At 46.9% G+C, this 19,231-nt stretch carries 17 protein-coding genes and 1 pseudogene; 16 read left to right on the top strand and 2 right to left on the bottom strand.

The genetic code is table 11. The features are described from left to right. Nucleotides 1-4: 4 nt before the first annotated feature. From aroA to cysM, 11 genes and pseudogenes are all read left to right on the top strand, one after another. Nucleotides 5-1,324 carry a 3-phosphoshikimate 1-carboxyvinyltransferase gene (gene aroA, locus C2745_RS07315; protein WP_215385655.1) on the top strand — a complete coding sequence of 440 codons (1,320 nt, stop codon included), beginning with the start codon at nt 5-7 and terminating at the stop codon, nt 1,322-1,324. Between the two features lie 15 nt (nt 1,325-1,339). Then, complete coding sequence (cmk, locus tag C2745_RS07310; protein WP_215383813.1) at nt 1,340-2,002, top strand: (d)CMP kinase; 663 nt, start codon at nt 1,340-1,342, stop codon at nt 2,000-2,002. A gap of 137 nt (nt 2,003-2,139) precedes the next feature. Then, complete coding sequence (gene rpsA, locus C2745_RS07305) at nt 2,140-3,813, top strand: 30S ribosomal protein S1 (RefSeq protein ID WP_215373695.1); 1,674 nt, start codon at nt 2,140-2,142, stop codon at nt 3,811-3,813. Between the two features lie 52 nt (nt 3,814-3,865). Continuing rightward, nucleotides 3,866-4,204 (top strand): annotated as a pseudogene (locus C2745_RS07300) (integration host factor subunit beta); the annotation flags it as partial. 66 nt (nt 4,205-4,270) lie between these two features. Beyond that, nucleotides 4,271-5,482 carry a lipopolysaccharide assembly protein LapB gene (gene lapB, locus C2745_RS07295; RefSeq protein WP_215383811.1) on the top strand — a complete coding sequence of 404 codons (1,212 nt, stop codon included), beginning with the start codon at nt 4,271-4,273 and terminating at the stop codon, nt 5,480-5,482. 32 nt (nt 5,483-5,514) lie between these two features. Further along, the gene (locus tag C2745_RS07290) at nt 5,515-6,879 is read left to right on the top strand and encodes a UDP-glucose/GDP-mannose dehydrogenase family protein (RefSeq protein ID WP_215383809.1); all 1,365 of its coding nucleotides are present in this window, start codon (nt 5,515-5,517) and stop codon (nt 6,877-6,879) included. Between the two features lie 37 nt (nt 6,880-6,916). After that, nucleotides 6,917-7,846, top strand: coding sequence for a D-glycero-beta-D-manno-heptose-7-phosphate kinase (rfaE1, locus tag C2745_RS07285; protein WP_215383807.1), 930 nt, complete (start codon nt 6,917-6,919; stop codon nt 7,844-7,846). Continuing rightward, nucleotides 7,843-8,871 (top strand): ADP-glyceromanno-heptose 6-epimerase, encoded by a 1,029-nt coding sequence (rfaD, locus tag C2745_RS07280; RefSeq protein ID WP_215383804.1) that lies wholly within the window; start codon nt 7,843-7,845, stop codon nt 8,869-8,871. The genes rfaE1 and rfaD overlap by 4 nt, the downstream gene beginning before the upstream one ends. Before the next feature lie 10 nt (nt 8,872-8,881). Beyond that, on the top strand, nt 8,882-9,619 hold the full coding sequence (locus C2745_RS07275; RefSeq protein ID WP_215383802.1) for an alpha/beta hydrolase: 738 nt from the start codon (nt 8,882-8,884) through the stop codon (nt 9,617-9,619). 134 nt (nt 9,620-9,753) lie between these two features. Then, a complete protein-coding gene (locus C2745_RS07270) occupies nt 9,754-10,179 on the top strand; it encodes a helix-hairpin-helix domain-containing protein (RefSeq protein ID WP_215383800.1) in 426 nt (141 codons plus the stop codon). 41 nt (nt 10,180-10,220) lie between these two features. Further along, nucleotides 10,221-11,132 (top strand): cysteine synthase CysM, encoded by a 912-nt coding sequence (gene cysM / locus C2745_RS07265; protein ID WP_215383798.1) that lies wholly within the window; start codon nt 10,221-10,223, stop codon nt 11,130-11,132. A gap of 13 nt (nt 11,133-11,145) precedes the next feature. Here cysM and C2745_RS07260 read toward each other — a convergent pair whose 3' ends face one another. Then, a complete protein-coding gene (locus C2745_RS07260) occupies nt 11,146-12,399 on the bottom strand; it encodes a lytic transglycosylase domain-containing protein (RefSeq protein WP_215383796.1) in 1,254 nt (417 codons plus the stop codon). An 84-nt stretch (nt 12,400-12,483) separates the two neighbouring features. On the opposite strand from C2745_RS07260, the gene C2745_RS07255 reads away from it, so the two are divergent. Genes C2745_RS07255 through C2745_RS07235 form a run of 5 tightly spaced genes read left to right on the top strand, consistent with a single transcriptional unit; the run spans nt 12,484 to nt 18,703 of the window. Next, nucleotides 12,484-13,404, top strand: a complete 921-nt coding sequence (locus C2745_RS07255) for a histone deacetylase family protein (RefSeq protein WP_215383794.1) — start codon at nt 12,484-12,486, stop codon at nt 13,402-13,404. Nucleotides 13,405-13,464: 60 nt separating this feature from the next. Further along, nucleotides 13,465-15,117 carry an acyl-CoA synthetase gene (locus C2745_RS07250; RefSeq protein WP_215383792.1) on the top strand — a complete coding sequence of 551 codons (1,653 nt, stop codon included), beginning with the start codon at nt 13,465-13,467 and terminating at the stop codon, nt 15,115-15,117. Nucleotides 15,118-15,172: 55 nt separating this feature from the next. Then, nucleotides 15,173-15,922, top strand: a complete 750-nt coding sequence (locus tag C2745_RS07245; protein ID WP_215383790.1) for an electron transfer flavoprotein subunit beta/FixA family protein — start codon at nt 15,173-15,175, stop codon at nt 15,920-15,922. Continuing rightward, a complete protein-coding gene (locus C2745_RS07240; protein ID WP_215383789.1) occupies nt 15,923-16,858 on the top strand; it encodes an electron transfer flavoprotein subunit alpha/FixB family protein in 936 nt (311 codons plus the stop codon). 57 nt (nt 16,859-16,915) lie between these two features. Further along, a complete protein-coding gene (locus tag C2745_RS07235) occupies nt 16,916-18,703 on the top strand; it encodes an acyl-CoA dehydrogenase (protein WP_215383787.1) in 1,788 nt (595 codons plus the stop codon). Between the two features lie 54 nt (nt 18,704-18,757). Here the strand turns inward: C2745_RS07235 and C2745_RS07230 are convergent, their stop codons facing one another. Next, nucleotides 18,758-19,204, bottom strand: a complete 447-nt coding sequence (locus tag C2745_RS07230; protein WP_128112549.1) for a hypothetical protein — start codon at nt 19,202-19,204, stop codon at nt 18,758-18,760. Between the last annotated feature and the right edge of the window lie 27 nt (nt 19,205-19,231).

Below are 19,231 nucleotides of genomic sequence, written 5' to 3'. Positions count from 1 at the left end.
TGGTTTGCCAGATATTAGTATTGGGCCATTTACGCGAGCGCAAGGCTCGATTGTGTTGCCGGGCTCAAAGAGCATTTCTAATCGCGCTCTACTACTAGCTGCGCTATCTACCGGCACAACGACTCTGAAGAATTTGCTGGATGCTGATGACACGCAGGTAATGCGTAATGCATTGCGTCAGTTGGGTTTATCGGTTACCGATCAAGAAAATCATGTTTGTGTAGTTGAGGGGTGTGGCGGTCAATTTCCTGTGCGCGAAGCGGACCTCTTTATGGGTAATGCAGGTACTGCGATTCGTCCACTTACTGCAGCCCTTGCGATGCAAGGCGGCAACTATCGTTTATCTGGTGTGGCACGCATGCACGAAAGACCGATTCGTGATTTGGTTGATGGTTTGCGCCAAGTGGGTGCGAAGATCGATTATGAATTGCAAGATGGGTATCCCCCAATCAACATTTCTGCGGCAGATATTCAGATTAAGGATGTTGTTAAAGTTCGCGGCGATGTATCTAGCCAATTTTTAACAGCGTTGCTGATGGCTTTGCCGTTGGTTGCAAATGAGCCGGTGCGCATTGAAGTAGTTGGCGAACTGATTTCTCGTCCATACATTGATATCACTTTGAAGCTCATGGCGCGTTTTGGCGTCACGGTAGCTTGCCCTGATATGCAATCGTTTGTCATTCCAGCAAAAACATCGAATGTGGTTTACAAGAGCCCAGGTCAGTTGTCGGTTGAAGGTGATGCCTCATCTGCCTCTTACTTCTTGGCTCTGGGTGCTATTGGTGCCGGCCCTGTGCGGGTTCTGGGTGTTGGCAAAGATAGCATTCAAGGTGATGTGGCTTTTGCTGATGCACTTGCCCTTATGGGCGCAAAGATTACTGCAGGCGAAGATTGGATTGAGGTTGCTGGTGTGAAAAATACTAATGGCAAACTCAATGGCATTACGATTGATTGCACGGAGATTCCCGATGCAGCGATGACTCTAGCTGTTGCTGCATTATTTGCAGAAGGCCCAACTCGCTTAAACAGTATTGCAAGTTGGCGTGTAAAAGAAACAGATCGCATTGCGGCCATGGCAAAAGAATTAAAAAAAGTTGGCGCGATCGTTGAGGAAGGCACCGACTACATTGTTGTGCAAGCCCCAGCATCTGTAAGCGATTGGAAGACTCCGAGCGAAGGTATTGATACATACGATGACCATCGTATGGCGATGTGCTTCTCACTTGCGGCGTTTGGTCCGAATGCCCTCAAGATCAATGATCCCAACTGCGTAGCAAAAACATTCCCTACCTACTTCGCTGAGTTTGCGAAAGTGGTGAACTAAGCCGGACCTATTTTTATGGCTCTTCCACCGGTCATCGCGATTGACGGACCTACCGCTTCAGGCAAAGGCACCGTTGCCTCTTTAGTTGCCGAGAAGCTTGGATTTCATTATTTGGACAGCGGGGCTCTTTACCGCTTAGTGGCTTTGGCCAGTGAAAAACAGGGAATTGATGTCAAAAACGGCCCAGAATTAGGTCTTTTAGTCCCTAAGTTATTGATTTCATTTAAAAATAGTCAAATTTTCCTCAATGGCGAGGATGTTACGGACGCCATTCGCGTAGAAAATATCGGCCTTAGAGCATCTGCTTTAGCCGTTCATCCAGAGGTCAGGGCTGCATTAGTAGGTCTGCAACGCAGTTTTCGTCAGTTACCAGGCTTAGTGGCTGATGGCAGGGATATGGCCAGCGTTATATTCCCAGACGCAGTTTTGAAGGTTTTTCTCACTGCAACGGCCGCCGCCAGGGCCGAGCGTCGCTATAAGCAATTGATAGCTAAGGGAATTTCTGCTAAACTTGAGGACTTGCTGCAGGATTTGCAAGAGCGCGATGCCAGAGACAGTAGTCGAGGTGCCGCACCCTTGTTAGTTGCAGATGGTGCAAAAGTGCTTGAAACGTCAGATTTGTCGATAGATCAAGCAGTTAAGACAGTTTTGGATTGGTATCAATCTTCGATTGCTTAGCTTTGTAAGTAGTGAGTTGTACGTAGTAGTTTTGGCGTCTTAAGAAACCCCACAACGCGACCTTTTCCTTAGCGTGTTTCTTTAAGACTTTTTTAACCTAACCCGTCGGGCCTTCTGACGGCAAAAAGTGAATACACATGTCTGAATCATTTGCAGAATTATTTGAAGAATCATTAACCCGATCGAATATGAAGACCGGCCAAGTTATTTCGGCTGAAGTTCTTCGCATCGACCATAACTTCGTCGTTGTTAACGCTGGCTTAAAGTCTGAAGCGTTTATTCCTGTTGAAGAATTCCATAACGACGCTGGCGAGATTGAAGTAGCTCCTGGCGATTTCGTTTCTGTTGCTATTGACGCTCTTGAGAACGGCTATGGCGACACAATCCTTTCCCGTGACAAAGCAAAACGCTTAGCTTCATGGATGAACTTGGAAAAAGCTCTCGAGCAAGCTGAGATCGTTACCGGTACTGTTACTGGTAAGGTTAAAGGCGGCTTGACTGTAATGGTTAACGGTATCCGCGCATTCTTGCCTGGATCACTCGTTGATACACGCCCAATCAAAGACACCAGCCCTTACGAAGGTAAGACGATGGAGTTCAAGGTTATTAAGCTTGACCGTAAGCGTAACAACGTAGTGTTGTCACGTCGTGCTGTTGTTGAAGCTAGCCAAGGTGAAGAGCGTGCTAAGTTGATGTCTAATCTTAAAGAAGGCGCTGTTGTTACTGGCCTCGTTAAGAACATCACTGATTACGGCGCATTCGTTGACCTCGGCGGTATCGATGGCCTCTTGCACATCACTGACTTGGCATGGCGTCGTGTGCGTCACCCAAGCGAGATGTTGACTGTTGGTCAAGAAGTTACCGCGAAGATTTTGAAGTTCGATCAAGAGAAGAACCGTGTTTCACTTGGCGTGAAGCAGCTTGGCGATGATCCTTGGGTTGGTATCGCTCGTCGTTACCCACCAAATACCCGTTTATTCGGCAAGGTAACCAACTTGACTGATTACGGCGCATTCGTTGAGATCGAGTCTGGTATCGAAGGTTTGGTCCACGTTTCCGAAATGGACTGGACCAATAAGAACGTTGCTCCAAGCAAAGCTACTGCATTAGGAACCGAAGTTGAAGTAATGGTTCTGGATATTGATGAAGACAAGCGTCGTATTAGCTTGGGCATCAAGCAGTGCAAAGCAAACCCATGGGAAGAGTTCTCACGTTCACAGCAAAAAGGCGACAAGCTTTCTGGTGCAATCAAGTCAATCACTGACTTTGGTGTGTTCATTGGCTTGCCTGGCGGTATCGACGGTTTAGTTCACCTCTCAGACCTCTCATGGAATGAGCCAGGCGAAGAAGCTGTTAAGAAATACAAAAAAGGTGATGAAGTTGAAGCCACTGTATTGGCAATCGATGTTGAGAAAGAGCGTATCTCTCTCGGTATCAAGCAATTGTCTGGTGACCCATTCAACAACTACACATCTGTCAGCGACAAGGGTAGCCTCGTAACTGGTACTGTGAAAGCGGTTGATGCTAAGGGTGCAACTATTCACTTAGCTGATGAAGTTGAAGCTTACTTGCGTGCTTCTGAGATCTCAACAGATCGCGTTGAAGATGCACGCAATGTATTGAAAGAAGGCGACAGCGTAACTGCAATGATCATCAATATTGATCGCAAGTCACGCGTAATCAATCTTTCAATTAAAGCAAAAGACAGCTCTGATCAACAAGATGCAATGAGCAAGCTCCAAGGTGATGCGCAGTCTGGCACAACCAATTTGGGTGCTTTGTTAAAAGCAAAATTGGACAATCAAGGCTAAATCAATATCGCCGCTTTCCATTGGGGGAGCGGCGATTTTTTATTGATAGATCATGACAGATCAAGAGCAACAAGCAATTACCCGCTCCGAACTAGTGGAGAGCCTTGCGGAACAGTTTCCGCAACTTCTGCCTAGGGACGTGGAGTTGGCGGTAAAAACATTGCTGGACACAATGACCCATGCTTTGGCAGAGGGAAAGCGTATCGAGCTGCGCGGCGTCGGAAGTTTTGTACTTCATCATCGTCCTGCGCGCACCGGTCGTAACCCTAAGTCGGGTGAGAAGGTATTGATTCCAGAAAAACGTGTTCCGCACTTTAAGCCAGGCAAAGAGTTGCGTGAGCGTGTTGATTACAAGCCATTGAAGCAGGCGGGCCCCAAAGAGGGTTCTGGTGCCTAGTACTCAGGCTAAACCTCAGTGGTCCATTCGGGCCATTTTTTTATTTAAATCCTGCAAAGCATGATTCAGATATCCACATCTTGGTTATTGCTATTGCCCATCATGTTTGGTGTTGGGTGGATGGCTGCGCGTTGGGATTTGCGTCTTGAAAATCGCATGGATGAGCGTGAGCGCATGCGTCAGCAACGCTCTACCTTTAAAGGGCTCAGCCTCTTATTGAATGAACAACCAGATCAAGCGATTGAAACTTTAGTCAAGATTGCGCAACTGGACCCTGAAACTGTTGAACTTCATTTTTCTTTAGGTAATTTATTCCGTCGCCGCGGCGAAACTGAACGCGCCATTAAGGTTCATCAGCACCTAGCGAATCGCGATGATTTAAAGCCTCGAGATCGCGATCATGCTGCATACGAATTAGGTCGTGACTTCTTACGTGCCGGTTTATTGGATCGTGCTGAGTCATCTTTAAATCGCGTGGGTGAAGGCAAGTTTGCGGTGCCCGCTAAAGAAAGTCTTTTAGAGATGTATCAGGTGGAGCGTGATTGGAAAAAAGCCATCATTGCTGCAACCGAGTTAGAAAGCTTGCAAGGTAAATCGCATCAAACTGAGATTGCCCAATTCCACTGTGAGTTAGGTCAGGATGCTTTGCGTCGCAAAGATCTTGCTGAGGCTGAGCAGTCTATTCAGCGTGCTTTACAGGCCGTTCCGAACCATGCGCGTGCTTTGATTTTGCAGGGCGATTACTTTATGGCGACTGAGCGTCCAGCCCAGGCGATTGAAGCTTGGAGTGTAATTGCTAACTCCCATCCTGCTTATATGCATTTATTGGCTGATCGCTGGATGTTGGCGCATACCGAGCTAGGTAAAACCGATGAAGGTTTGGATCGCTTATGTGAGCTATTGAAGACACAGGCATCTGGTGAGCTTTTAGATATCACCCACAAGCAGCTCATGAAAATTCGGGGGCCTCAAGCAGCTAACGTCATGTTGTCTGAGGTTATCCAGCACTCCCCAAGCTTAAGTGCTCTATCCAAGTTGGCTGAAACGCGATTAGCGATTGAAGAGAATGGCGCGCATCCAGAGAGGGTGATTGAGCTTCAATCCATCTTAAATATTTTGCGCCAACGTACAACAAGTTTGGCTCGCTACACTTGTGGCAACTGTGGCTTCCGTGCAAGACGTTTTTATTGGCAATGCCCTGGTTGCAATCATTGGGAGGCATACTCCCCAAGACGAAGTGAGGGTGTCGCCCCTAGCGGCCCTTCAATGTAATCCCATATATTGAGTAATTATTAGGAGTTCAATTGAAAGTTACTATCATCGGCAGCGGTTATGTAGGTTTGGTTACCGGCGCATGCTTAGCCGAGCAAGGTAATAATGTTTTTTGTCTTGATTTGGACCCTAAAAAAATTGAGATTCTGAATTCTGGCGGCGTTCCAATCTATGAACCCGGCTTAAAGGAAATGATTGAGCGTAACCGTGCTGCTGGCCGTTTACAGTTCTCTACTGACATTGCTGCTTCGGTTGCTCATGGTGATATTCAATTTATCGCCGTAGGCACGCCTCCAGACGAAGACGGGTCTGCAGACTTGCAATATGTAGTTGCGGCTGCTCGCAATATTGGCCGTCATGCAACAACACCTAAGGTGATTGTTGATAAATCCACTGTTCCAGTAGGCACTGCTGATAAGGTTTCAGCAGCTATCACTGAAGAACTAGAAAAAAGAAATTTACCGCTAGATCTTTGCTCGGTAGTTTCAAATCCAGAGTTCTTAAAAGAAGGCGCTGCTGTAGAAGACTTCATGCGCCCTGACCGTATCGTGATTGGTACTGAAAATACTCCTGCTGGCTTGCGTGCCAAGGAGCAAATGCGCAAGCTATATGCTCCATTTAACCGTCATCATGAGCGCACCTATTACATGGATGTGAAGAGTGCGGAGCTGACTAAATATGCTGCTAATGCAATGCTGGCTACGCGCATTTCCTTTATGAATGAGTTGGCGAATTTGGCTGACTTGGTGGGTGCAGATATTGAAGCTGTACGTCAAGGTATTGGATCGGATTCTCGTATTGGTTTTGGTTTCTTGTATCCAGGTACTGGCTACGGTGGATCTTGCTTTCCAAAAGACGTATCCGCTTTATCTAAGACTGCTAAAGAACACGGCAGAGAATTAAAGATTCTTGATGCGGTTGAAGCGGTGAACGAAATTCAAAAGTACGTTTTGGTTGAAAAGATTGACAAGCGCTTTGGTAAAGACTTATCGAATATGAAGTTTGCGTTGTGGGGATTGGCATTTAAGCCCAATACCGACGATATGCGCGAAGCACCAAGTCGAGTCATTATTCAAGAATTGGTTAAGCGTGGTGCAACGGTAGTGGCGCATGATCCTGTAGCCATGCCTGAAGCAAAACATTGCTTAGATTTAGACTTCAAAGACAATCCTGCGGGCCTGCAAAAGGTTTCTATGGTCGCCGATCCGATGGCTGCCTTGGATGGATGTGATGCATTGGTGATTGTTACCGAATGGAAAGCGTTCCGTAGCCCCGATTTTGAGCAAGTGATGCAAAAACTTACTCGCCCAGTGATTTTTGATGGCCGTAACTTATATGAGCCACAAGCCATGAAAGACTTGGGTATTGAGTACTTTGCCATTGGCAGACATAATTAACTAGCCTATATAAATAGAAAAAGATATATAAAAGCACATGGAAAAAGCTAACCGAGAACAATTCTCCCAAACGCGCTTGCTCGTAGTTGGGGACGTCATGTTAGATCGTTATTGGTTTGGTGATACCAACAGAATCTCTCCTGAGGCGCCTGTACCAGTAGTGCAAGTTGGCAAAATAGATGAGCGCCTTGGTGGTGCTGCCAACGTAGCACGCAACGTCGCTGCATTGGGTGCCAATACAACCATCTTGGGTATCGTTGGTAATGATGAGCCAGGCAAGCGCGTTGTTGAGTTGCTCAAGTCTGGCGGTGTAGATAGTCAGCTTGAAATTGATGCTCAAGTTCCAACGATTGTGAAGTTGCGTGTTATTGCTCGTCAGCAGCAACTCATTCGTCTAGATTTTGAAGAGGCGCCTAGCGAAAAAGCGCTTGCCCATAAGTTGGAGCGTTTTGAAAAATTGGTTGGCGCTGCAGATGTCGTGATTCTGTCTGATTACGGCAAGGGTGCATTAGGGCAAGTTGCCCACATGATTGAGCAAGCAAGAGCCCAGAAAAAAATGATCTTGGTTGACCCTAAGGGTGAAGATTATGAAAAGTATCGTGGTGCCACTGTTTTGACGCCTAACCGCAGCGAGTTGCGACAGGTGGTGGGCAGCTGGACTAGCGAAGAAGATTTGACAAAAAAAGCACAAGACCTCAGAAAATCATTAAATCTCGAGGCTTTATTGCTGACGCGCTCTGAAGAGGGTATGAGTTTATATACCGAGGCTGGTGTGAGCCATGTAAAGGCGCAAGCACGGGAAGTATTCGACGTGTCTGGTGCGGGCGATACAGTGATTGCTACATTGGCAGTTGCTTTAGCAGCTAAATGGCCATTAGAAAAAGCGATGGCGCTTGCCAATCGTGCTGGTGGTATTGTGGTTGGTAAATTAGGTACTGCAACCGTTACTTCAGAGGAATTACAGTGACTATTATCGTAACTGGAGCTGCTGGCTTTATTGGCGCCAATATTGTTCAAGCGCTTAATGCGCGCGGTGAGAAAAATATCATTGCTGTGGATGATTTACGTCCTGCAGATAAATATCGCAATCTAGCTGATTTAGACATCATTGATTATCTCGATAAAGATGAGTTTTTAGAGGCTTTTAGAAGCGGTAAGTTAGGCAAAATTAAAGCGGTATTCCATGAAGGGGCTTGCTCCGACACCATGGAAACAGATGGCATTTTTATGATGGCGAATAACTATCGCTACACCATGGATTTGTTGGATATCTGTACAGCCCAAAAAGTGCAGTTGCTCTATGCTTCTTCGGCAGCTACCTATGGGGGTTCTGATGTTTTCGTCGAAAGTCGCGAACATGAGAAGCCGCTCAATATTTACGGCTACTCCAAGTTCTTATTTGATCAAGTGATGCGTAAGCGCTTTGCTGAAAAAGCCAATACTGCTCAAGTGGTCGGCTTTCGTTATTTCAATGTATATGGTCCTCGCGAATCCCATAAAGGTCGCATGGCATCGGTTGCTTTTCACCAATACCATCAGTACAAAGCCAATGGTCACGTAAAACTCTTTGGTGAGTATGGCGGTTATGGGCCAGGCGAACAAAGTCGTGACTTTGTGTCAGTTGAAGATGTGGTGAAGGTCAATTTATTTTTCTTGGATCACCCAGAAATTAGCGGTATCTTCAACTTGGGTAGCGGTCGTGCTCAGCCCTTTAATGATGTTGCGCATGCAGTTGCTAACGCCATGCGTAAGCTCGATAAAGCTTTACCTGCAACTCTACAAGAGTTGGTCAAAGAAAAGGCCATTGAGTACATTCCGTTTCCGGATGCACTCAGAGGGAAGTATCAGTGCTTTACTCAAGCAGATTTAACTAAGCTTAGAGCTGCTGGCTACACAGAGCCCTTCCTGAATGTTGAGCAAGGTGTAGGGCGCTACATTGAATGGCTTGAGGCTAATGCTGGATTCTTGGCTAATCCTTTGGATAGCAAATAAGACACCGCCAATGAAATTTTTCATCGCAATTGCCGTCTGGGTAATTAGCTTTGGTGTTAGTGCTCAAGTTTTTGATGTCCCTCATGCAGATGAGGCTCCTACAAAAACTTTATTAGTCCAACCCTCAAAACCACGTGCCCTAGTGCTGTTATTTCCGGGGGGTGGTGGCATGGCAGGCATCTCCGATAGTGGTGCGGTAAGAAGTAAACATACTTTTATTCGCTCTTTGGGGATGTGGGAGCAATATGGCATCGCAGCGGTGCTAGTGGATAGCCCATATGACTTAGGCGATCTGCGCAGGGGCAATCTACGTGGCCGCCAAGACCATCTGACAAGAGTGGGTGAGGTGGTTAAGTTCTATAAAGCTAAATTTGGTTTGCCGGTGTGGATATTTGGCCATAGTATGGGTAGCTCCACAGCCACTTATTATGCGAATGAATTAGGTGCATCAAAAGGCGCACTTTCTGGAATTATTATTGCTGGGACTATTAATGCTGCCTCTTTAAATGATGACGTTAGTCTGCCTGTGCTTGGCATTCATCATCTAGATGATGAATGCGTCGGTACTCCGGTAGCAGCTACCTCTAGGGTAATTAAGGGCAGGCCTCCTCAATATATTTCTCAATTGGAAATTATTGAGGGCGGTATTAGCGAGGGAAATGTCTGTGATTCCTTTGCCTATCATGGCTTCAATCAAACGGAGTCTGAGTTTGTGAAACGTGCCGCCCAATTTATCTTGAGTCATTAATTTAGCGATGCGTCAGAAAATACAGATTCAGTTGCCAGGCCTCTAATCTCGTCAACCAAGCTCTTCCTTTCTCGTTGTAAACGATCCACGCGCACTTTGTGTCCGTGGGTTTTTTATTAACTTTAGGAGAGTGAATGAATACATACTTCAATATGAGTAATTTCAGAAGTCTAGTAAGGGCTGCTACTTTGGCTTTTACGTTTGCGGTAGTCCCCTTTGGCGCTGCTGCATCCCCAATTAATGTAAATACCGCAACTCAGTCAGAGCTTGAGGGCATTAAAGGTATTGGTCCAGCTAAAGCAAAAACCATTATTGCGGAGCGTTTGGATGGAGGCCATTTTCAGGATGCCAATGATTTGCAGAAGCGGGTGCGTGGTATCGGCATGAAGTCAGTTGAGAAAATGGTAGATAACGGCCTCACAATTGAAGCTCCCAGCTCTTTTCGTGAGCCCAATGGGCGTGCAAAAAAGGAGGGCGGAGCTAGTGGTCGACGCAATTCTCGTGGTCAAGCTGGTGCTCGCCATCAGCCGGAGCGTTCGGGGTCAACTCGCCGAAATTAAACCCTTTCGGGTGTAGTGGTGCTTATGGCTAAAATGGCTTTATGAGCAAACCTTCTTACCTAACGATTTCGCAAACTGTGGGCAATACGCCTTTGGTACGCCTACAACGTATTCCTGGTCTTGAGAATGAGAATCGTGGCAACGTCATCCTGGGTAAGTTAGAGGGTAATAATCCAGCCGGGTCGGTGAAAGACCGACCTGCGCTGTCGATGATCATGCGCGCGCAAGAGCGCGGTGAAATTAAACCGGGTGACACCTTAATAGAAGCTACCAGTGGAAATACAGGAATTGCGTTGGCAATGACTGCAGCCATGCTGGGTTACAAAATGATTTTGGTGATGCCTGAGAACCAGAGTATTGAACGTCGCCAAAGTATGGCTGCGTATGGTGCCGAATTGATTTTGACTGCGGCTTCTGGCGGCATGGAATTTGCCAGAGACTACGCCTTGCAATTGCAAAGAGAAGGACGCGGTAGGTTGCTAGACCAATTTGCCAATCCCGATAATCCAAGGGCGCATATTGAAACCACTGGTCCTGAAATTTGGCGTGATACCGATGGGCAGGTCACGCACTTTGTATCTGCCATGGGCACCACTGGAACCATCACAGGGGTCTCCACTTATCTCAAGTCAATGAATCCTGAGATTCAGATTATTGGTGCGCAACCAGAAGAGGGTTCACAGATTCCGGGAATTCGTAAATGGGCACCTGAATATTTGCCAAAGATTTATCAGGGCGATAGAGTGGATCGTATCGAATATGTCACGCAGGCCGATGCAGAAGAAATGGCACGTCGCTTAGCTGCACAAGAGGGCATCTTCTGCGGCATCTCTGCTGGCGGTGCCCTGGTCGTGGCGTTGCGTATTGCCCGCCAGGTTGAAAATGCGACGATTGTCTTTATTGTTTGCGATCGAGGTGACCGCTATTTATCTACAGGGGTGTTTCCAGCTTAAACCTTTTTAAGACTTAGGTCGCCCTAGTCTTTTTCTTTGCCCCAGATTTTTTAGCCTTACCCTTTTCATTGCCCGCCTTGGATGTTGCCGCCTTTGGAGATGTCTCTACTGGTACAACACTTTGATTCTTGTAGCCTAGCGCCTCTGCAAATTCAGCAACACTTTGTGCGTAGAAATAACTGCGGTTGTATTGAACAATCGTTAAGAAATTATTGAGGCCCACAAAATATTGCACTTGATCAAGTCCATCTTTATCAGGGTAGGGCAAGTCCACAATAAATGCCTTGCTTTGGGGTTCAACACCACCGCTTTGTAAATCACCTTGTTGCTTTGTCAAAATTCCACGATCAATCAGTTCTTGTACTGTGTACTTTAATTTCGGCTCACCGTCAGCCAATTCTTTGGCCGCTGGTACAGCATTTGTTTGAACCGGGAAAGAGATTGGCATTCCAGCTTCCCAACCATGTTGCTTCATAAAGTTGGCGACGCTCACAATCGCATCTTTAGGGCTTTGCTTTAAATCGATGCGCCCATCTCCATCTCCATCCACTGCAAAGTTGCGAATACTGCTAGGCATAAATTGTGGCAAGCCAATAGCGCCCGCATATGAGCTGTTTTGGTTGAGGCAACTACTAAATCGGGATGGGTTCATACCCAGGCTAGCGTTGTGGGCTGGCAATTTGCCGCCCGCCTCAGTCCAGCACATCAAAATCAATTCCTTGAGCTGGTCCTTAAAAAGTTGCTCTCTGGCCGGCTTATTGGGGGTTTCTGGGTAACTAAAGGCTAGGGTAGATAAAACATCCTTAACGCGAAAATTGCCTGTTTGGCGTCCATAAATGGTTTCAATACCAATAATAGCAACGATGATTTCGGCTGGAACCCCATAGTCTTGCTGGGTTTGGTTTAAAAAAGCCTGATTCTCGTCCCAAAAAGCCCTGCCAGCCTTTAGTCTGACTGGCTCAATAAAGCGTTTGCGATAAGCCAGCCAATTTTTCTTAAAAGTACCCGATGGGGGTAATACTAATTTGCGTATGGACGGAATCGTTTTAGCATCTAGGAAGCCTGTTTCTAGGGCTAAAAGGGGTATTTCTTGAGTCTGGGAGACTTGATTCAATAGCTCATTTAAGTTTTGGCTAAAACGGGCCTCAGTAACCGCATCGTCAGACTGGTTTACGATGGGCTGCTGCTGGTGAGTTTGTTGGGTTGGGGCGCTAGAACAGGCCGCAAGCACTGCAGTAAGTAATACGCAGGAGACGCGAATATTCATGCGCAGGGGATTGGATATTTGAGAATTGAACACGTTGTATTGGATTATAAAAACTACAGTTTTGCTATTAGGGATTTTTGAGTAATGACAACAGGATACATAACTCATCCAGACTTTCTGAAACATGAGATGGGAAGCCATCATCCAGAGTGTCCTGAGCGAATTCAAGCGATTAATGACCAGCTGATACGCAGTGGGGTTGATCGCTTCTTGCACCACTTGGATGCTCCGCTGGCCACCGAGGATCAGCTTGAGCTAGTCCACAGCCCTGATCACGTCTCTTTTGTGCGTGACCGCGCCCCTGAGAGTGGTTATTTCATGCTTGATGGTGACACCATCATGAACCCTCATACCTATAGAGCTTCTCTTCGTGCTGCTGGTGCAGCGATTGCTGGCGTAGATGCCGTCATGAAAGGCGAAGTTGAAAACGTCTTTTGTGCCGTTCGTCCCCCCGGCCATCATGCTGAGCCAACCCGCTCAATGGGCTTTTGTTTATTTGATAACGTTGCCATTGCTGCGCGTTATGCCATGGAAACTTACGGTATTGAACGTGTGGCGATCATTGATTTTGATGTGCATCACGGCAACGGAACTGAAGCTGCCTTTTTCAATGATCCGAATGTCATGATGTGCAGTTTCTTTCAACATCCTTTTTATCCTTATAGCGGCCTTGATCATGCTAGCAATATGGTGAATGTGCCATTGCCTGCGGCTACTCGAGGTGATGTGGTGCGCTCGATCGTGGAGGAGCGCTGGTTGCCTGCTTTGCGTAATTTTGAGCCTGAGCTGATTATTATTTCTGCGGGCTTTGATGCGCATCGAGAAGACGACTTAGGTCAGATGGGTTTGGTTGAGGATGACTATGCGTGGATTACAAAGCGCCTCAAAGAAGTCGCTAAGCAATATGCGCAAAACCGCATCGTGAGCTGCTTAGAAGGTGGTTACAACTTATCAGCATTGGGTCGGAGTGTGGTGGCACACGTCAAGGCTTTGGCCGATATTTAAGATAACTTATTAAATCAATCTAACAAATTCAAAAGTAATACCGATTATTAAAGGTCCAGAATGGCAAATATTTACGAACAAGGTTTAGAGCGCAACTCCGCGAATTTCACCCCGATTACACCGCTCTTGTTTTTAGAAAGATCTGCGGAGATCTACCCTAATAAAATAGCCGTCATTCATGGCAAATTACGCCAGACCTGGATGCAAACCTATGAGCGCTGCCGCCGTCTGGCTAGCGCTTTGCAAAAGCATGGCATCGGTTTAGGGGATACGGTAGCGGTGATGTTGCCAAATACTCCACCCATGGTAGAGGCCCACTTTGGTATTCCAATGGCTGGCGCTGTATTGAATGCACTCAATACGCGTTTAGATGCTGAGTCTGTTGCGTTCATGCTCAACCATGGCGAAGCCAAAGTAGTCATCGTGGATCCAGAGTTTTCAGTCGTTATGAAAAAAGCTTTGGAAATTGCAAAGAAGGATTCGGGTCGCGAATTTTTAGTGATTGATGTAGAGGAAAAAGAATTTGATGTGCCTGGTGAGAAATTAGGAAAACTCACTTACGAGGCTTTACTTTCTGAAGGAGATCCAAATTTCGCATGGCAAGTGCCTGCTGATGAATGGCAAGCCATTTGCCTGAACTACACCTCGGGTACGACTGGTAATCCGAAGGGCGTTGTGTATCACCACCGTGGTGCTGCCATTAACGCTGTTTCCAATGTGTTGGATTGGGATATTAATAAACACCCCGTATATCTATGGACCTTGCCTATGTTTCACTGCAATGGCTGGTGCTTCCCGTGGACGATTGCTGCACGTGCGGGCATCAATGTCTGCTTGCGCCGTGTAGATGCGCAACATATTTTTGCCGCTATTAAAGAGCATGGCGTAACGCACTACTGTGCTGCGCCTATTGTGCACAACCTATTGGTCAATGCGCCTGATGAGCTCAAGGCGGGCGTGCCTGCGGGTGTCAAGGGCTTGATTGCTGGCGCCGCACCTCCTGCTTCGATTATTGAAGGTATGGAAAAGCTTGGTTTTGACTTAACTCACGTATATGGATTGACCGAGGTTTATGGTCCAGCAGCTGTGTGCGTTAAACAAGATGAGTGGAATGATTTAGATATTGGCGAACGCGCTCGTTTGAATGCTCGTCAAGGTGTGCGTTATCACATGCAACAAGCGATTTCTGTGTTGGATCCAGAAACGATGAAACCAGTTCCAGCCGATGGTGAAACCATGGGTGAAATTATGTTCAAGGGCAATATCGCCATGAAGGGTTACCTGAAGAACGAAAAAGCAACTAAAGAAGCTTTTGAGGGCGGTTGGTTCCACTCTGGTGACTTGGCTGTCATGAATCCTGATGGCTATGTGAAGATGAAAGACCGCAGTAAAGACATCATTATTTCTGGTGGAGAAAATATCTCCTCTGTTGAAGTGGAGGATGTGCTCTATCGCCACCCAGCAATCAATGCCGCTGCAGTTGTCGCTAAGCCAGATCCTAAGTGGGGCGAAACACCTTGCGCTTTCTTGGAAATCAAACCTGGCGTTGAGGTTACAGCTGACGAGATCATCACCCACTGCAAGCAGCATTTGGCAGGCTTTAAGGTGCCCAGAGCCATTGTGTTCTGTGAGCTACCAAAGACCTCGACTGGCAAGATTCAGAAGTTTGAATTACGTAAACAGGCTGGATCTGCCACCGCTATTGATGTCTAGGAATTAGGTATCAGGCCGGATAAAATAGATCATTAACCATTATTGAGAATTCCAAATGAAAATCTTAGTAGCAGTAAAGCGCGTTGTTGATTACAACGTCAAAATTCGGGTGAAATCAGATAACTCTGGTGTTGATCTTGCTAACGTCAAGATGAGTATGAACCCTTTTGATGAGATTGCCGTGGAAGAGGCAGTGCGTTTAAAGGAAGCGGGCACTGCAACTGAAGTAGTTGTGGTTACGGCTGGTGCAACACAGTGCCAAGAAACACTTCGCACTGCATTAGCTATTGGCGCAGACCGCGCTATCCTCGTTGAAACTGATGCTGAACTGCAGCCTTTAGCAGTAGCCAAGATTCTTAAAGCACTTTCTGAGAAAGAGCAAGCGCAAATCATTATTCTTGGTAAGCAAGCAATTGATGACGACAGTAATCAAACGGGCCAGATGTTGGCAAGCTTGATGGATATTCCACAGGCAACCTTTGCATCTAAAGTGGTGGTGGCGGATGGTAAAGCTACTGTCACTCGTGAAGTCGATGGTGGATTGGAAACCATTGCCCTATCTTTGCCAGCCGTTATTACAACTGACTTGCGTTTGAACGAGCCACGTTATGTGACCTTGCCAAACATCATGAAAGCCAAGAAGAAGGCGATTGATATCGTCAAGCCTGAAGACTTGGGTGTTGATATTGCCCCGCGTCTCAAAACACTCAAAGTAGAAGAGCCGCCTAAGCGTTCTGCTGGCGTGATGGTTGCTGATGTAGCAGCCCTTGTAGAAAAACTCAAAAATGAAGCGAAGGTGATCTAAATGGCCGCACTTGTTATTGCTGAACACGACAATCAATCTTTAAAAGCGGCAACCCTCAATGCGGTAGCGGCTGCTTTGCAGTGCTCTCCAGAGGTAGATATTTTGGTTGCTGGTAATCAATCTGATGCGGCTGCTCAAGCTGCTGCGAAAATTGCAGGTGTACGCAAGGTCATTCAAATTGACGCAGCTAATTTAGCTGATCAATTAGCTGAGCCTTTGGCAGCGCAGATCCTCTCTATTGCTAACGGCTACAGCCATATCTTGGCACCTGCAACTGCGAACGGTAAGAATGTATTGCCACGTGTCGCTGCTAAGTTGGATGTTGCGCAGTTATCTGACATTACCAAAGTAGTTTCTCCAGATACATTTGAGCGTCCGATCTATGCAGGAAATGCGATTGCCACCGTTCAGTCTGCCGACCCAGTAAAAGTGATCACTGTGCGTACTACTGGTTTTGATCCGGTAGCTGCTACTGGTGGTTCAGCGGCTGTTGAAAAAGCGACTGCAACTGACAGCAAAGCCTCATCCTCTTTTGTTGGGCGCGAACTCACAAAGTCTGATCGTCCAGAATTGACTGCTGCCAAGATCATCGTATCTGGCGGTCGTGGTCTGGGGTCAGGTGAAAAGTATCAAGAATTGATCACACCGTTGGCCGATAAGCTGGGCGCTGCTCTGGGCGCCTCACGTGCAGCGGTAGATGCTGGTTATGTTCCAAATGATTATCAGGTTGGGCAAACCGGCAAGATTGTTGCGCCACAGCTTTATATCGCAGTAGGTATCTCTGGCGCTATTCAGCACTTGGCGGGTATGAAGGATTCAAAAGTAATCGTGGCAATTAATAAAGATCCAGAAGCGCCAATCTTTGGCGTGGCAGATTATGGTTTAGTCGCTGATCTCAATACTGCAGTACCAGAGTTAACCAAAGCCTTAGGTTAAATCGCAAATTCATTGTTTGAAATTCGTTAGTCGAGAATTGATTAAAGAGGAGTTGTAATGCCATACGTAGCCCCCGTTAAAGACATGCTGTTTGTTATGAACGAACTAGCGGGGCTATCTGATGTCGTGGCTTATCCCTCATACGCAGACGCAGGCGCCGATGTAGATTTGGCGCCAGCAATTCTGGAGGAGTCTGCAAAGTTCAATCAAGATGTAGTGGCACCTCTCAATTGGCCGGGCGACCAAAACCCTAGCTCTTTTAAGGATGGCGTTGTTACGACAACTCCTGGTTTTAAAGAGGCATTTGAGCAGTTTGCTGCCGCTGGCTGGCAGGGCGTTATACATCCTGCCGAGTTTGGCGGACAAGGCTTGCCAAAGTTAATTGCAACCGCTTGTTTTGAAATGGTTCACTCCGCTAGTTTGTCATTTGCTTTGTGCCCAATGCTCACAGACGGTGCGATTGAGGCGCTTCTGACTGCTGCTAGCCCAGAACTGCAAGAGCGCTTTGTACCAAATATGATTTCAGGCGAGTGGACTGGATCCATGTGCTTGACTGAGCCGCAGGCTGGTTCCGATTTATCCATGGTGCGGGCACGTGCTGTGCCAGAAGGTGACGGAACTTACAAAATCTTTGGCACCAAGATCTACATTACTTATGGCGAACACGATATGGCAAAGAACATTGTCCATTTAGTGTTGGCTAGAACGCCTGATGCGCCAGAGGGTGTCAAGGGGATTTCATTATTTGTTGTTCCTAAATTCTTAGTAAATGCCGATGGCTCTTTAGGCGAACGCAATGATGTGCATTGCGTGTCCATTGAACATAAGCTTGGTATTAAAGCTAGCCCGACGGCCGTCTTGCAATTTGGCGATCATGGTGGCGCCATTGGATATTTGGTTGGCGAGGAAAATCGCGGCCTAGAGTACATGTTTGTAATGATGAATGCTGCCCGCTTTGCCGTGGGTATGCAGGGTATTGCGGTTGCAGAGCGCTCTTATCAAAAGGCTGTGCAGTACGCCAAGGACCGTGTTCAGAGTCGTGACTTAGCAGGCTCACCTGGTCCAGTAGCCATCATCCATCAGCCAGATGTAAAGCGTATGTTGATGACTATGCGTGCTTATATTGAGGCCTCACGTGCATTGGCTTATTGCGCTGCAGCTGCTTACGATGCCCAACACGCCGCACCAGATGAAGCAGAGCGCAAGGCCAATCAAGCTATTTATGAGTTCTTAGTGCCGATTGTGAAGGGCTTCTCTACAGAAATGTCGATTGAAGTTGCAAGCCTTGGTGTACAAGTGCACGGCGGTATGGGTTTCATCGAAGAGACTGGCGCTGCACAACACTATCGCGATGCTCGCATTTTGACAATCTACGAAGGTACGACTGCCATTCAGGCGAATGACTTGGTCGGCAGAAAAACTGTACGTGATGGTGGCGCTACCGCTAAAGTATTTGGTCAGAAAATTGCCGAAACTGAAAAGGCATTAGCTGCTAGCGGTTCAGCAGATGCCAAAGCAGTTCTGAAGCAGCTTAGTGCGGCACGTGCTGCGTTTGATGAGGCTGTAGGCTACATCGTTGCGAATGCAAAGACAGATGTAAAGGCGGTGTATGCAGGTAGTTTTGCTTATTTGCGTCTATCTGGCTTGGTATTGGGTGGCTGGCAAATGGCTCGTGCATTACTTGCTGCTGAGCGCTTGCGTGATAGTGATCCTGCTTTTTATGGCGCCAAGATTGCAACAGCCCGTTTCTTTGCGGAGAATTTAATGCCGCAAGCGCAAGCGCTAGCTACATCTATTGTAGAAAGCGGTCACTCAACGAATGCGCTAGAAGCCGAGCAGTTCTAGGGCGTAAAAAAACCGCTCCAACGAGCGGTCTTCGAAAAGATAAGCTATCTGCAATTATTGGGATAGCTTTTTTGCTTCATAAATCTGAGAGATAAAGAATTGCTCAAACGAAACCGCTAGGAATGTCATCATGACACCGGCGCCAAAGACTAGCGAGAAAATCACGGTCAAGATGACTGGCCAGCCAGAGCGTGTGCGACGTTGTTCTTCGATGCCAGGATTAAATTGCGCATCCCATTTATCGTCTGGGCGTAGACCAAAGGCAATCGTAGTGAGCCAGCTGGCTTCAATCGCGATAAAGCCAAAGGTAATTAATACCCAGCCTGGCGCCGAATGAAAGTGGGCTGCTTTCAAAATAGTCCAGCCAGCAAGACCACCGATCAATGCAAATAATTGCACCCAAGCCCAAAATGATTTTAGGCCCTGTAAATAAAAACAATTCAGGCCACTGCCTGGAAAAAATAATCCGAGCGCGCAAAAAATGAGTTTGGACTTTTTCATGAATCTTTCTGGCTATTAAATGATAGG

Source organism: Polynucleobacter sp. AP-Kolm-20A-A1 (assembly GCF_018688315.1).
Lineage (GTDB): Bacteria > Pseudomonadota > Gammaproteobacteria > Burkholderiales > Burkholderiaceae > Polynucleobacter.
This window is presented reverse-complemented; position numbering and strand designations above follow the sequence as displayed.

Coding starts and splice junctions, on each gene's coding strand:
- cmk (WP_215383813.1), top strand. CDS start 1,340: ATGGCTCTTCCACCGGTCATCGCGATTGACGGACCTACCGCTTCAGGC.
- rpsA (WP_215373695.1), top strand. CDS start 2,140: ATGTCTGAATCATTTGCAGAATTATTTGAAGAATCATTAACCCGATCG.
- lapB (WP_215383811.1), top strand. CDS start 4,271: ATGATTCAGATATCCACATCTTGGTTATTGCTATTGCCCATCATGTTT.
- rfaE1 (WP_215383807.1), top strand. CDS start 6,917: ATGGAAAAAGCTAACCGAGAACAATTCTCCCAAACGCGCTTGCTCGTA.
- C2745_RS07275 (WP_215383802.1), top strand. CDS start 8,882: ATGAAATTTTTCATCGCAATTGCCGTCTGGGTAATTAGCTTTGGTGTT.
- C2745_RS07270 (WP_215383800.1), top strand. CDS start 9,754: ATGAATACATACTTCAATATGAGTAATTTCAGAAGTCTAGTAAGGGCT.
- cysM (WP_215383798.1), top strand. CDS start 10,221: ATGAGCAAACCTTCTTACCTAACGATTTCGCAAACTGTGGGCAATACG.
- C2745_RS07260 (WP_215383796.1), bottom strand. CDS start 12,399: ATGAATATTCGCGTCTCCTGCGTATTACTTACTGCAGTGCTTGCGGCC.
- C2745_RS07255 (WP_215383794.1), top strand. CDS start 12,484: ATGACAACAGGATACATAACTCATCCAGACTTTCTGAAACATGAGATG.
- C2745_RS07250 (WP_215383792.1), top strand. CDS start 13,465: ATGGCAAATATTTACGAACAAGGTTTAGAGCGCAACTCCGCGAATTTC.
- C2745_RS07245 (WP_215383790.1), top strand. CDS start 15,173: ATGAAAATCTTAGTAGCAGTAAAGCGCGTTGTTGATTACAACGTCAAA.
- C2745_RS07240 (WP_215383789.1), top strand. CDS start 15,923: ATGGCCGCACTTGTTATTGCTGAACACGACAATCAATCTTTAAAAGCG.
- C2745_RS07235 (WP_215383787.1), top strand. CDS start 16,916: ATGCCATACGTAGCCCCCGTTAAAGACATGCTGTTTGTTATGAACGAA.
- C2745_RS07230 (WP_128112549.1), bottom strand. CDS start 19,204: ATGAAAAAGTCCAAACTCATTTTTTGCGCGCTCGGATTATTTTTTCCA.